This window comes from Streptomyces tamarix, from assembly GCF_032423885.1.
Taxonomy (GTDB): domain Bacteria; phylum Actinomycetota; class Actinomycetes; order Streptomycetales; family Streptomycetaceae; genus Streptomyces; species Streptomyces tamarix.
Map to the genome: position 1 here is coordinate 69,769 of NZ_JAWCTQ010000004.1, position 12,903 is coordinate 82,671.

Annotated in this window: 14 protein-coding genes and 1 pseudogene; 5 read left to right on the forward strand and 10 right to left on the reverse strand. The window is 70.5% G+C overall.

The genetic code is table 11. The features are described from left to right. Nucleotides 1-174 precede the first annotated feature (174 nt). A complete protein-coding gene (locus RND61_RS04765) occupies nt 175-351 on the forward strand; it encodes a hypothetical protein (protein ID WP_315876405.1) in 177 nt (58 codons plus the stop codon). Here RND61_RS04765 and RND61_RS04770 read toward each other — a convergent pair. Continuing rightward, nucleotides 339-1,175, reverse strand: coding sequence for an HD domain-containing protein (locus tag RND61_RS04770; protein ID WP_315876406.1), 837 nt, complete (start codon nt 1,173-1,175; stop codon nt 339-341). The genes RND61_RS04765 and RND61_RS04770 overlap by 13 nt on opposite strands. A 480-nt stretch (nt 1,176-1,655) precedes the next feature. Here RND61_RS04770 and RND61_RS04775 point away from each other — a divergent pair, with 480 nt between their 5' ends. Together RND61_RS04775 and RND61_RS04780 are read left to right on the forward strand one after the other, a co-directional pair. Further along, nucleotides 1,656-2,156, forward strand: a complete 501-nt coding sequence (locus RND61_RS04775) for a GNAT family N-acetyltransferase (RefSeq protein WP_315876407.1) — start codon at nt 1,656-1,658, stop codon at nt 2,154-2,156. Nucleotides 2,157-2,293: 137 nt separating this feature from the next. Beyond that, nucleotides 2,294-2,950 (forward strand): annotated as a pseudogene (locus tag RND61_RS04780) (IS701 family transposase); the annotation flags it as partial. Between the two features lie 181 nt (nt 2,951-3,131). Here the strand turns inward: RND61_RS04780 and dapD are convergent. From dapD to RND61_RS04825, 9 genes are all read right to left on the reverse strand, one after another. Next, nucleotides 3,132-4,115: a 2,3,4,5-tetrahydropyridine-2,6-dicarboxylate N-succinyltransferase gene (gene dapD / locus RND61_RS04785; protein ID WP_315876408.1), complete on the reverse strand. Its 984-nt coding sequence runs from the start codon at nt 4,113-4,115 to the stop codon at nt 3,132-3,134. 341 nt (nt 4,116-4,456) lie between these two features. Continuing rightward, nucleotides 4,457-4,795 (reverse strand): metal-sulfur cluster assembly factor, encoded by a 339-nt coding sequence (locus RND61_RS04790; protein WP_315876409.1) that lies wholly within the window; start codon nt 4,793-4,795, stop codon nt 4,457-4,459. Further along, nucleotides 4,792-5,265 carry a Fe-S cluster assembly sulfur transfer protein SufU gene (gene sufU, locus RND61_RS04795; protein WP_315876410.1) on the reverse strand — a complete coding sequence of 158 codons (474 nt, stop codon included), beginning with the start codon at nt 5,263-5,265 and terminating at the stop codon, nt 4,792-4,794. Before sufU ends, RND61_RS04790 begins: the two co-directional genes overlap by 4 nt. Before the next feature lie 11 nt (nt 5,266-5,276). Then, on the reverse strand, nt 5,277-6,533 hold the full coding sequence (locus RND61_RS04800) for a cysteine desulfurase (RefSeq protein WP_315876411.1): 1,257 nt from the start codon (nt 6,531-6,533) through the stop codon (nt 5,277-5,279). Continuing rightward, nucleotides 6,530-7,294: a Fe-S cluster assembly ATPase SufC gene (gene sufC, locus RND61_RS04805; protein WP_315876412.1), complete on the reverse strand. Its 765-nt coding sequence runs from the start codon at nt 7,292-7,294 to the stop codon at nt 6,530-6,532. Before sufC ends, RND61_RS04800 begins: the two co-directional genes overlap by 4 nt. A 7-nt stretch (nt 7,295-7,301) precedes the next feature. Beyond that, nucleotides 7,302-7,619, reverse strand: a complete 318-nt coding sequence (locus RND61_RS04810; RefSeq protein ID WP_315876413.1) for a bifunctional 3-phenylpropionate/cinnamic acid dioxygenase ferredoxin subunit — start codon at nt 7,617-7,619, stop codon at nt 7,302-7,304. After that, the gene (sufD, locus tag RND61_RS04815) at nt 7,619-8,794 is read right to left on the reverse strand and encodes a Fe-S cluster assembly protein SufD (RefSeq protein WP_315876414.1); all 1,176 of its coding nucleotides are present in this window, start codon (nt 8,792-8,794) and stop codon (nt 7,619-7,621) included. The genes RND61_RS04810 and sufD overlap by 1 nt, the downstream gene beginning before the upstream one ends. A 63-nt stretch (nt 8,795-8,857) precedes the next feature. Then, a complete protein-coding gene (gene sufB, locus RND61_RS04820) occupies nt 8,858-10,273 on the reverse strand; it encodes a Fe-S cluster assembly protein SufB (protein WP_315876415.1) in 1,416 nt (471 codons plus the stop codon). Further along, the gene (locus RND61_RS04825) at nt 10,270-11,022 is read right to left on the reverse strand and encodes a helix-turn-helix transcriptional regulator (protein WP_315876416.1); all 753 of its coding nucleotides are present in this window, start codon (nt 11,020-11,022) and stop codon (nt 10,270-10,272) included. The genes sufB and RND61_RS04825 overlap by 4 nt, the downstream gene beginning before the upstream one ends. Nucleotides 11,023-11,203: 181 nt before the next feature. Between RND61_RS04825 and RND61_RS04830 the strand changes: the two genes are divergently transcribed. Together RND61_RS04830 and RND61_RS04835 are read left to right on the forward strand one after the other, a co-directional pair. After that, on the forward strand, nt 11,204-12,130 hold the full coding sequence (locus RND61_RS04830) for an ABC transporter ATP-binding protein (protein WP_315876417.1): 927 nt from the start codon (nt 11,204-11,206) through the stop codon (nt 12,128-12,130). Continuing rightward, a complete protein-coding gene (locus RND61_RS04835; protein ID WP_315876419.1) occupies nt 12,127-12,894 on the forward strand; it encodes an ABC transporter permease in 768 nt (255 codons plus the stop codon). Before RND61_RS04830 ends, RND61_RS04835 begins: the two co-directional genes overlap by 4 nt. The last annotated feature ends 9 nt before the right edge of the window (nt 12,895-12,903 follow it).

Consider the following 12,903-nt stretch of genomic DNA (forward strand, 5'->3'; position numbering starts at 1 on the left):
CCCGACGGGGGCGGGAGTCACGCGAATTCACACCTTCGTGCGGTATGTCTGTGTCACACCCGTCCGCCCCCGCCCCGCCTCGGTCGAGGCTCACGACCTCCCTCCTGTCTGCTGTCCGACGGAGGAGCGGCGCGCTGGCCACTGGTAGCAGCGGAACACGGCCGCCGGGGCCGGTTGTTCTCCCTCTGCTTCCACATCCGCATCGTCGGCTGCCGACTGCGGACGAGCAGCGAGGGCGAGGACGTGGCCTTCGCCGACCCGAGCAAGCGGAACGAGCCGAACGTCCATCCGCCGATGCGCATGCGGATCGGGCTCGGCCCGGCCAGCCGAGCGGAGCCCTACATCGACTGAGGGCCTCGAACCCGATCGTCTGACAGGTGCCGGCGCAGCAACCGGATCGCCGGGGCGTGGTCATAGTGCTCGGCTACCTGAAGGGGCGTCCTGCCGGACGCATCCGGCAGTTCCGGGTCTGCGCCATATGCGAGGAGCACCGCGGTCGTTGCCGCAGTGAGCGGACCGCCGCTCTGCAACGCCCCGTCACCTTCGGTGTCGATCGCGTGCGTCAGTGGTGTCGCACCACTGCCTTCGTCGGGGTCCGCGCCGGCATCGAGCAACCGGGCCAGCAGTTCCACGTCCTGGTGCTCCACGGCGAAGAGCGTCGGTGGCCACCAGCCGCTTCCGTCGATGATCGCCCGTTGGCTGGGCGGCAGCGAGGTGAACGCCGCGATGTGCCGCCGAGTGCGTTCCACGGCAGCACCCAGGTACGGCCGCGCCTTGCTGATCGCGGTGCGCACTTCACTGCCCGGCTCGTAGCGGACGAGGATCTCGTCGATGCGGGTGTCGAAGTCGAAGGACTGCCCGGCGGGGCCGGTCGTCATGTCGGCGAAGGCCAGGGCGTCCAGGACCGGGGAGTCCTCCCGCTCGTAGACGGCCAGCTCCGCCGACAGCCCGCGCTGTTCCGCCTCGTACACGGCCCCGGAGTGGTGGGCGACCAGCCGCACCAGGCGCGCCGGGGCACCCAGCGATTCGAGGTGACGAGCACCGTCAAGGGGATGGAACCCGGTGTCGCGCAGCTCGGGCGCGTAGCCGATGTCGTGCAGCCAGGCGGCGGCGACGAGGAGATCCCGGTCCGTCTCGGGGACAGCCGCGGCAGCCTCCCGCGCCCGAGCGGCCACGGCCTGGGTGTGCAGCCAGAGGTCCCCCAGCGGAGGAAGCAGGGACTCAGCGAGCTCGGCCGCGCCCTGGGGGTGTCCAGCGCAGAAGGCATGGACGGAACGGTAGCCGAGTCGAACAGCGAGCCGACAGGCCAGGAGCAAGCAGCCACACGCTCATGGGCGCGGTAAGACTTCCCCTACTTCATCAAGGCCCGCGCACGACGCGGACACGCGCCGCCTCAGCAGCGCGGCCTGCCTCCTGTCTGCGCCCCGGCTACCCGCATCCGGCGGCTACGGGCACGAGGTGGGAGAAACCCTCTGTGGCTGGACAGTCGACTCCACGGCTTCAGGCAGCCACTTTGGGACGAGCCTCGAAGATCATGGCCCGTGATCGGGCACTAATACTCCAGCCGTGGATCGTTATGTGCCCTGGTCTTGGGGTTGTCTGCCGCTGGCGGGAACTCAGATGATCTGAGCCCACCATCCGGTTAGGGTCGGGCGGTGCCCAAGCTGAAGCGGCTGCATGCTGGCCATGCCCCGGCGGTCCTGGCCTTCGAGCTGGAGAACCGCGCCTACTTCGCTGCCTCGGTCCCCGACCGCGGCGACGACTTCTTCGACAAGTTCACCGACCGGTACGGCGCCCTGCTGGCCGAGCAGGAGGCCGGCATCTGCGCCTTCTACCTGCTCGTTGCCGAGGACGGCTCGGTTCTGGGCCGGTTCAACCTGTACGACCTCGAGAACGGCACTGCTGAGCTCGGTTACCGGGTCGCGCAGCACGTCGCCGGACGCGGCGTGGCGACCGAGGCCGTCCGGGAGCTGTGTCGGCTGGCGGTGGCGCGGCACGGGCTGCGCACCCTGCGGGCGGGCACCTCCCGCGAGAATGTCGCGTCCCAGAGGGTGCTGATCAAGGCTGGGTTTGTCCTGGTTGACCCGGCCGGCCCGGCCGACTCCGGTGGTAAGTCAGGCCCCTGGTATCAGCGCGACTTGGTACTGCAGCAGTAGCGTGATCCTGCTGGTGGACCGGCTGCGGGAAGGCTGCGGCCACCCGTTGATCATCGGTGTGTGAAGACGAACGATCGTGCGGTGGCCGCAGGTCACAGCGTAGGCCCTGCCCGCTGGCAGGAGGCGTCGAGGTCCTGATGGGCCGGATAGCGGGCCGGTTCGCGCGGGTGGAGCCCCGGCGCCGGGTGAGAGACCTGGTGCTGGGGCTGCTGTCGGACCTGCCACGCAAGAACTGCTGGTCGATCGCCGAGTTGGCCGGGGAGGCGAGTCCGGACGGCATGCGGCACCTGCTCGCCCGGGCCGGGTGGGATGCCGACCGCGTGCGTGATGACGTGCGTGAGTATGTGCTGGAGCATCTGGGCGACGAGGATGCGGTGCTGATGGTCGACGAGACCGGGGACGTGAAGAAGGGCACGCACACCGTCGGTCTCCAGCGCCAGTACACCGGCACCGCCAGGAGGATCGAAAACGCGCAGGTCGCCGTCTACCTCGTCTAGGCGGGCCGCCGCGGGCACGCGGCGGTGGACCGGGAGCTGTACATTCCGCGCTCGTGGACGTGCGACCCGGACCGCTGCCGGGCCGCGGACCTGGCCGAGGACACCGCCTTCGCTACCAAATCGGAGCTGGCCGCCCGCATGATCGGCCGGTTCCTTGACACCGGGCACCGCGTGAGCCGGGTCGCGGGTGACGAGGTCTACGGCGGCAACCCCAAGCTGCGGTCCGCGCTGGAAGAGCGCCAGGTGGGCTACGTGCTCGCTGCCGCCTGCTCGGCCGAAGTGACCACCAGCGCCGGGAACTCCGTGCGGACGCATCCGAGGCCAGGTCAAACCCCGGCTCATGCACGAGTGCCCTCCCGGGCCGTCCTCGGGCCGTGGAAGGGCGCTCAATGGTGACCAACGTCGACAGCTACCGACAGCTCAGCAGCAGGTCACGGCGTTGATTGATAAGGCGGCCGCAGGTCGCGGCCGCCCGTGGTCAGTTGTGGCTGTGCAGGATGTCGTTCAGGCCGCCCCAGACCGCGTTGTTCGGGCGGGCCTCGACGGTGCCGGTGACCGAGTTGCGGCGGAACAGGATGTTCGAGGCGCCGGACAGCTCGCGGGCCTTGACGACCTGCCCGTCGGGCATGGTGACGCGCGTGCCGGCGGTGACGTACAGGCCGGCCTCGACGACGCACTCGTCGCCCAGCGCGATGCCGACGCCCGCCTCGGCGCCGATCAGGCAGCGCTCGCCGATGGAGATCACGACGTTGCCGCCGCCGGACAGGGTGCCCATGGTGGAGGCGCCGCCGCCGATGTCGGAGCCGTCGCCGATGACGACGCCGGCGGAGATCCGACCCTCGACCATGGACGTGCCGAGCGTGCCCGCGTTGAAGTTGACGAAGCCCTCGTGCATGACGGTCGTGCCGGCCGCGAGGTGCGCGCCGAGCCGGACGCGGTCGGCGTCCGCGATGCGCACGCCCTTCGGGGCGACGTAGTCCGTCATCCGCGGGAACTTGTCGACGCCGGTCACCTGGAGGTGCAGGCCCTCGGCGCGGGCGTTGAGGCGGACCTTCTCGATGTCGTCGACGGCGACGGGCCCGAGGCTCGTCCAGGCCACGTTGGCGAGGAGGCCGAAGATGCCGTCGAGGTTCTGGCCGTGCGGCTTGACGAGCCGGTGGCTGAGCAGGTGCAGCCGCAGGTAGGCGTCGTGCGCGTCGAGCGGCTTCTCGTCCAGGGAGGCGATCACGGTGCGTACGGCGACGACCTCGACGCCGCGGCGGGCGTCGACGCCGACGGCCTTGGCGGCGCCCTCCCCGAGGAGGTTCACGGCCTGGTCGGGGGTGAGCCGCTCGGTCCCGGCGGGCCCGGCCTCCTCGGTGAGCTCGGGCGCGGGGAACCAGGTGTCGAGAACGGTGCCGTCACCGGCGATGGTGGCGAGGCCGGCGGCCACGGCTCCGGTGGTACGAGGTGCAGAAGTCATGCCCTGAACCTAACCGCCCGGCCCGCCCGGGTGCTAACCGGTCTCACCTCCCGGCCCGCCTGCCCCCCGGACGGCCGCGCGGAGCCCCGCACGGGGACGGACGACGGCGGCGGACAGGGGATGTGGACTGGGGACGGCGACGGACGGAGGACAGCGGCGGACGACGCCAAACGGCGGACAGCGGCAACAGCGGCGGCGTACGGCGTACGGCGGCGGAGAACGACGAACGGCCGGGCCCGCCGGGTCGGTCCGGCGGGTCCGGCCGTCCGCCGCGGTCCGAGGGGCCTCGGACCGCGGGCGGGTGCCTCGGGCGTCGAATCAGGCGTCGAACAGACGACGGATCAGACGTTGAAGCCGAGCGCGCGCAGCTGCTCGCGCCCGTCGTCCGTGATCTTGTCGGGGCCCCACGGCGGCATCCAGACCCAGTTGATCTTCAGCTCGTTGACGATGCCGTCCGTCGCCGCCTTCGCCTGGTCCTCGATCACGTCCGTCAGCGGGCAGGCCGCCGACGTCAGCGTCATGTCCAGCGTCGCGACGTTGGAGTCGTCGACGTGGATGCCGTAGATCAGGCCGAGGTTGACGACGTCGATGCCCAGCTCGGGGTCGACGACGTCGTACAGGGCCTCGCGGATCTCGTCCTCGGAGGCGGGCTTCACCGTTGCCGTCTCGTTCTCGCTCATGCCGTCTTCCTATCCGCCTTCGCGGGCTCGTCGCCCAGGGCCTGGGCGGTCGCGTCCTTCCACGCCATCCAGCTCAGCAGCGCGCACTTCACCCGGGCCGGGTACTTGGAGACGCCGGCGAACGCGACCGCGTCCTCCAGCAGCTCCTCCATCGCGTCGTCGGGCTCGATCCGGCCCTTGGACTGCATCAGCTCCAGGAACGTGTCCTGGATCCGCCGCGCCTCCTCCAGCTCCCTGCCGACGAGGAGCTCGTTCAGCACGGAGGCGGAGGCCTGGCTGATGGAGCAGCCCTGCCCCTCGTACGACACGTCCGCGACGCGCGAGCCGTCGTACTTCACACGGAGCGTGATCTCGTCACCGCACGTCGGGTTGACGTGGTGCACCTCGGCGTCGCCCGGCCGCAAGCCCCGCCCGTGCGGGTGCTTGTAGTGGTCCAGGATGACGTCCTGGTACATCGAATCCAGCTTCACGAGTCAGCCCCTCATCCGAAGAAGTTACGGACGTGCTCCAAGCCGTCCACCAGGGCGTCGACCTCGGCGGGCGTGGAGTACAGATAGAACGACGCTCGCGTGGTCGCGGGAATTCCGTACCGGAGGCAGACGGGCCGTGCGCAGTGGTGGCCGACCCGGACCGCGATGCCCTGCTCGTCGAGGACCTGGCCCACGTCGTGGGGGTGGATGTCGCCGAGCGTGAAGGAGATGGCCGCGCCCCGGTCCTCGGCCGTGGTGGGGCCGATGATCCGCAGGTCGGGGACCTCGCGGAGGCGCCGGACCGCGTACTCGGTGAGCGCGTGCTCATGAGCGGCGATCTTGTCCATGCCGATCGAGGTGAGGTAGTCCACGGCCGCGCCGAGGCCGACGGCCTGGGCGATCGGCGGCGTGCCCGCCTCGAACTTGTGGGGCGCGGGGGCGTACGTCGACGAGCTCATCGAGACGGTCTCGATCATCTCGCCACCGCCGAGGAACGGCGGGAGGTCCTCCAGCAGCTCCTGGCGGCCCCACAGCACGCCGATGCCGGTCGGGCCGCACATCTTGTGGCCGGTGAAGGCCACGAAGTCGGCCTGGAGGGCCTGCACGTCCAGCGGCATGTGCGGGGCGGCCTGCGACGCGTCGACGAGGACGAGCGCGCCGACCTCCTGGGCGCGGCGGATGATCGCCTCGACCGGGTTGAACGTGCCGAGGATGTTGGAGACCAGCACGAAGGAGACGATCTTCGTCTTCGGCGTGATGACCTCGTCGATCCGGGAGAGGTCGAGCCGGCCGTCGTCGGTCAGCCCGAACCACTTCAGCTTCGCGCCGGTGCGCTGCGCGAGCAGCTGCCACGGGACGATGTTGGAGTGGTGCTCCATCTCCGTGATGACGATCTCGGTGTCGGCGTCCACGCGGTAGGGCTCGTCGGCCCAGCCCAGCATGTTGGCGACGAGGTTCAGCGACTCCGAGGCGTTCTTGGTGAAGATCACCTCGTTGCGGCTGGGCGCGTTGATGAAGGCCGCCACCTTGTCACGGGCGCCCTCGTACAGCTCCGTGGCCTCCTCGGCGAGGACGTGCACACCACGGTGGACGTTGGCGTTGTGCTGCTCGTAGTACTCGTTGAGCACGTCGAGCACCTGGCGCGGCGTCTGGGACGTCGCCGCGTTGTCCAGGTAGACGAGCTTCTTGCCGTCGTGGAGGACGCGGTCCAGGATCGGGAAGTCCTTGCGGATCGCCTCGGTGTCGAGGAGGCCCGGAAGCTGTGTCACGCGGATGCGCCACCCTTCGTGTAGGACTCGTACCCCTCGGCCTCCAGCTTGTCGGCCAGCTCGGGGCCGCCCGACTCGACGATCCGGCCGCCGGCGAAGACGTGGACGTGGTCCGGCTTGATGTAGCGGAGGATGCGCGTGTAGTGCGTGATCAGCATGGTGCCGACCTCGCCGCTCTCGCGGACCCGGTTGACGCCCTCGGAGACGATGCGCAGTGCGTCGACGTCGAGGCCGGAGTCGGTCTCGTCGAGGATCGCGATCTTCGGCTTGAGCAGTTCGAGCTGGAGGATCTCGTGGCGCTTCTTCTCACCGCCGGAGAAGCCCTCGTTGACGTTCCGCTCGGCGAAGGACGGGTCCATGTTGAGGCGCTCCATGGCCTCCTTGACCTCCTTCACCCAGGTGCGCAGCTTGGGGGCCTCGCCGCGGATGGCGGTGGCGGAGGTGCGCAGGAAGTTGGAGACGGAGACACCGGGGACCTCGACCGGGTACTGCATGGCGAGGAAGACGCCGGCGCGGGCGCGCTCGTCGACGGACATCTCCAGGACGTCCTCACCGTCGAGGGTGACGGTGCCGCCGGTGATCGTGTACTTCGGGTGGCCGGCGAGGGAGTAGGCGAGGGTGGACTTGCCGGAGCCGTTGGGGCCCATGATGGCGTGGGTCTCGCCCTGCTTCACGGTCAGGTCGACGCCCTTGAGGATCTCCTTCGTGGCGTTGTCGGCCTCGACGGAGACGTGCAGGTCGCGGATTTCAAGCGTTGCCATGGGTGTCTCAGGACTCCTGGGTGACGGAGACGAGCACATCGTCCCCTTCGATCTTTACGGGGTATACGGGGACGGGGCGCGTCGCGGGAAGGCCGGACGGCTTGCCGGTGCGGAGGTCGAAGCTGGAGCCGTGCAGCCAGCACTCGATGGCGCAGTCCTCGATCTCGCCCTCCGAGAGGGACACGTTCGCGTGCGAGCAGATGTCGTTGATCGCGAACACCTCCCCCTCGGTGAGGACCACGGAGACCGGCGTGCCGTCGATCTCCACCCGCGTCGGGGTGTCCTCCGTCAGCTCGCTCAGGCCACAGGCGCGGACGAAGGCCATCAGACGGACGCCTCCAGCTCCGCCTCGATCTTCTCGATGAGCCGCTGCTCGACGTCGGGCAGGCCGATCTGCTGGACCAGCTCGGCGAAGAAGCCGCGGACGACGAGGCGGCGGGCCTCGACCTCCGGGATGCCGCGGGCCATCAGGTAGAAGAGCTGCTCGTCGTCGAAGCGGCCGGTCGCCGAGGCGTGGCCGGCACCGGCGATCTCACCGGTCTCGATCTCCAGGTTCGGCACCGAGTCGACCCGGGCGCCGTCCGTGAGGACGAGGTTGCGGTTCATCTCGTACGTGTCGGTGCCCTCGGCCGACGCCTGGATGAGGACGTCGCCGATCCACACGGCGTGCGCCTCCTCGCCCTGGAGGGCGCCCTTGTAGACGACGTTCGACGTGCAGTGCGGGGCGTTGTGGGTGACGAGGAGGCGGTGCTCCTGGTGCTGGCCGGCGTTGGTGAAGTACAGGCCGAACAGCTCGGCTCCGCCGCCCGTCCCGGTGTACTCGACGCGCGGGTGGATGCGGACGAGGTCCCCGCCGAAGGTGACGACGACGGACTTGAAGGAGGCGTCGCGGCCGACGAGCGCGTTGTGCTGCGCCACGTGGACGGCCTTGTCGTCCCAGTCCTGGACGGAGACGACGGTCAGCTTGGCGCCGTCGCCGAGGACGTAGTCGACGTTGGCGGCGAGGACGGCCTCGCCCGTGTGGTCGATGACCACGACGGCCTCGGCGAAGGCCCCGACCTCGACGGTGAGGTGGCCGAAGGAGGTGCCGCCGTCGCCGTGCACGGCGATGCGGACGGGCTCGGAGAGCACGGTCTCCTTGGGCACGGTCACGACCGTGGCCTTCTCGAACGAGGAGTACGCCTGGGCGGCGACCCGGTCCACCGGCGTGCCCGCCCTGCCGAGGCGCGCGTCGTCGCGGCCGACGGTCTCGACGGTGACGGCGTCGGGCGCGGTCACCTCGACGCGCACCCCCTCACCGGTGGCGGCGGCGGTGCCGTCGTGCAGACCGCGCAGACGCTCCAGCGGCGTGAACCGCCACTCCTCCTCGCGGCCGTGCGGGACGGGGAAGTCCGCGACGTCGAAGGACGGGGGGGCGCTCATGCGCGTGGCGACGGTCGACTCCGCCGCCACCGCGATGGAGCCGGCGGTGGTCGAGCCCACCGGGATGTTCTCAGCCATGGCTGTCGTGGTTTCTCTTCCTACGTGCGTACGTCGTCAAGTCGTTCGGGCGGGGCGGGCGGGTCAGCCGACCGCGCCCTCCATCTGCAGCTCGATCAGCCGGTTGAGCTCCAGCGCGTACTCCATCGGCAGCTCCTTGGCGATCGGCTCGACGAAGCCGCGCACGATCATCGCCATGGCCTCGTCCTCGGAGAGGCCGCGGCTCATCAGGTAGAAGAGCTGGTCCTCGGAGACCTTCGAGACCGTGGCCTCGTGGCCCATGGACACGTCGTCCTCGCGCACGTCGACGTACGGGTACGTGTCGGAGCGGGAGATCGTGTCGACGAGGAGGGCGTCGCAGAGCACGTTGGACTTGGAGCCCGGGGCGCCCTCGCCGATCTCGATGAGGCCGCGGTAGGAGGTGCGGCCACCGCCCCGCGCCACCGACTTGGAGACGATGTTGGAGGAGGTGTTCGGCGCCATGTGGACCATCTTGGCGCCGGCGTCCTGGTGCTGGCCCTCGCCGGCGAAGGCGATGGACAGGGTCTCGCCCTTGGCGTGCTCGCCCATCAGGTAGACGGCCGGGTACTTCATGGTGACCTTGGAGCCGATGTTGCCGTCGACCCACTCCATGGTCGCGCCCTCGTACGCCACGGCACGCTTGGTGACCAGGTTGTAGACGTTGTTCGACCAGTTCTGGATCGTCGTGTAGCGGCAGCGCGCGCCCTTCTTCACGATGATCTCGACGACGGCGCTGTGCAGCGAGTCGGAGGAGTAGATCGGGGCGGTGCAGCCCTCGACGTAGTGGACGTAGGCGTCCTCGTCGACGATGATCAGCGTCCGCTCGAACTGGCCCATGTTCTCCGTGTTGATCCGGAAGTAGGCCTGGAGCGGGATGTCGACGTGCACGCCCTTCGGCACGTAGATGAAGGAGCCGCCGGACCACACGGCCGTGTTCAGCGAGGCGAACTTGTTGTCGCCGACCGGGATGACCGTGCCGAAGTACTCCTGGAACAGCTCCGGGTGCTCCTTGAGCGCCGTGTCCGTGTCCAGGAAGATGACGCCCTGCTTCTCCAGGTCCTCGCGGATCTGGTGGTACACGACCTCGGACTCGTACTGGGCCGCGACGCCGGCGACGAGGCGCTGCTTCTCCGCCTCGGGGATGCCGAGCTTGTCGTACGTGTTCTTGATGTCCTCCGGCAGGTCCTCCCAGGACTCGGCCTGCTTCTCGGTGGACCGGACGAAGTACTTGATGTTGTCGAAGTCGATGCCGGAGAGGTCGGAGCCCCAGGTCGGCATGGGCTTCTTCTCGAACAGGCGCAGACCCTTCAGCCGCAGCTTCAGCATCCACTCCGGCTCGTTCTTCTTCGCGGAGATGTCGCGGACGACGTCCTCGTTGAGGCCCCGCTTGGCGGCGGAACCGGCCGCGTCGGAGTCGGCCCAGCCATATTCGTACCGACCCAGGCCCTCGAGCTCGGGGTGGCTGATCTCGGTGGTCATGCGGGGTTCCTCCCGGCCGTGCTTGCGGATGGTGATGAAGGGGTCTTGGGGTGTTTCGGGTCGCCGTGCGGGATGAACGTCGTGCAGACCCCGTCGCCGTGCGCGATGGTGGCCAGGCGTTGCACGTGCGTCCCCAGCAGACGGGAGAAGATCTCCGTCTCCGCCTCGCAGAGCTGCGGATAGCGCTCCGCGACGTGGGCGACCGGGCAGTGGTGCTGGCACAGTTGCTGTCCGGCCTGCCCGACCGGCGCCTCGCGTGCCGTCGCAGCGTACCCGTCGGCGCTGAGCGCCTTGGCCAGCGCCTCGGCCCGCTCCCGTGGCGGCGCCGACTCGACGGCCTCGCGGTACGCCTCCGCCTGCGCCTCGATCCGGTCCCGGGCGAAGGCCGCGACGGCGGCCTCTCCCCCGGCGTTCTGCTCGATCCAGCGCAGCGCGTCGACCGCGAGGCTGTCGTACGACTGGTCGAAGGCGTCCCGGCCGCAGTCCGTCAGCGCGAAGACCTTGGCGGGGCGGCCCCGGGTGCGGGCGCCGTAGACGCGCTGCTCGCGGGGGGCGACCACGTCGTCCGCGACGAGGGCGTCGAGGTGCCGGCGCACGGCCGCCTGGGTGAGGCCGAGCCGCTGGGCGAGTTCCGCGACGGTGGACGGACCGTGGTCCAGGATGGACCGCGCGACCCGGTTGCGGGTGGACCGCTCCCCGGTCGCGAGTTCCTCCCCGGAGGTCGTGGAAGCCGCACCGACGTTTTTCACAACGCCATTGTTGCGTAATTCCGAAGAGAGTGACAAGCCGCGCCGACACGGCCCGGCGGTGCCGTGCGTCACTTAGGGAAACCTAACCTGACCTGCGGAAACGATCATCGATGCTCGTCCGCGCCGCCCGCCGGGGCCCCGCGGCCCGCAGGCGCCCGGCGGCTGCCTAGACTTGGCTGCCATGCGAAACGAGTCCGCCGTCCGGGTACGGGGCCTGGTGAAGCGGTACGGGACCAAGACCGCGGTGGACGGGCTCGACCTCGACGTCCGCGCGGGTACCGTCACCGCCGTCCTCGGCCCCAACGGCGCCGGCAAGACCACCACCGTCGAGACCTGCGAGGGCTACCGCCGACCCGACGCGGGCACCGTCCGCGTCCTCGGTCTCGACCCGGTCGCCGACGCGGCCCGGCTGCGGCCCCGCGTCGGCGTGATGCTCCAGTCGGGCGGCGTCTACTCGGGCGCCCGCGCCGACGAGATGCTCCGCCACATGGCGAGGCTGCACGCCCACCCCCTCGACGTGGACGCCCTGATCGACCGCCTGGGCCTCGGCTCCTGCGGCCGTACGACGTACCGGCGCCTGTCCGGCGGGCAGCAGCAGCGGCTCGCCCTCGCCATGGCCGTCGTCGGCCGGCCCGAGCTGGTCTTCCTGGACGAGCCGACCGCCGGCCTCGACCCGCAGGCCCGCCGCTCCACCTGGGACCTGGTGCGCGAGCTGCGCGCGGACGGCGTGACCGTGGTGCTCACCACCCACTTCATGGACGAGGCCGAGCAGCTCGCCGACGACGTGGCGATCGTCGACGCCGGGCGGCTCGTCACGCAGGACAGCCCCGAGCGGCTGTGCCGCGGCGGCGCCGAGAACTCCCTGCGCTTCACCGGCCGCCCCGGCCTCGACCTGGGCTCCCTGCTGAAGGCCCTGCCCGACGGCACGGCCGCCGCCGAGGCCGCCCCGGGCGCGTACCGGATCACCGGCGCGATCGACCCGCAGCTCCTCGCCACGGTCACCAGCTGGTGCGCCCAGAACGGGGTGATGCCGGACGGCATCGCGGTCGAGCGCCGCACCCTCGAAGACGTCTTCCTGGAGCTGACCGGCAAGGAGCTGCGCGGATGAACAGCGGTACGTACGCCCCGAGGCCGGGGGCCGCGCCGGTCGGGCGGATGATCGCCGCGCAGGCGGCGCTGGAGACGCGGATGCTGCTGCGCAACGGCGAGCAGCTCCTGCTCACCGTCGTCATCCCGTCCCTGCTGCTGGTGCTGTTCTCCACCGTCGACGTCGTCGACACCGGAGCCGGCGAGGCCGTGGACTTCCTCGCCCCCGGTGTCCTCGCCCTCGCCGTGATGTCCACCGCCTTCACCGGGCAGGCCATCGCCACCGGCTTCGAGCGGCGGTACGGGGTGCTCAAGCGGCTCGGCGCGTCCCCGCTCCCCCGCTGGGCGCTGATGGTCGCCAAGACGCTGTCCGTGCTGGTCACCGAGGTGCTCCAGATCCTGCTGCTGACCGCCATCGCCCTGGCGCTCGGCTGGTCGCCGCAGGGCGGCCCCCTCGCGGTGCTCCTGCTGCTGGCCGCCGGGACGGCGGCGTTCTCCGGGCTCGGCCTGCTGATGGCCGGCACGCTGCGGGCCGAGGCGACCCTGGCGGCGGCGAACCTGGTCTTCCTGCTGCTCCTGGTGGGCGGCGGGGTGATCGTCCCGCTCGACAGGTTCCCGGACGCGGCGCGCGCGGCACTGGAGTGGCTGCCGATCTCGGCGCTCTCCGACGGGCTGCGGGACGTGCTCCAGCACGGCGCCGGCGTGCCGTGGGGGCACCTGGGCGTTCTCGCCGCGTGGGCGGTGGCGGGGCTGGGCGCGGCGGCGCGCCTCTTCCGCTGGGAGTAGGCGCGCGGC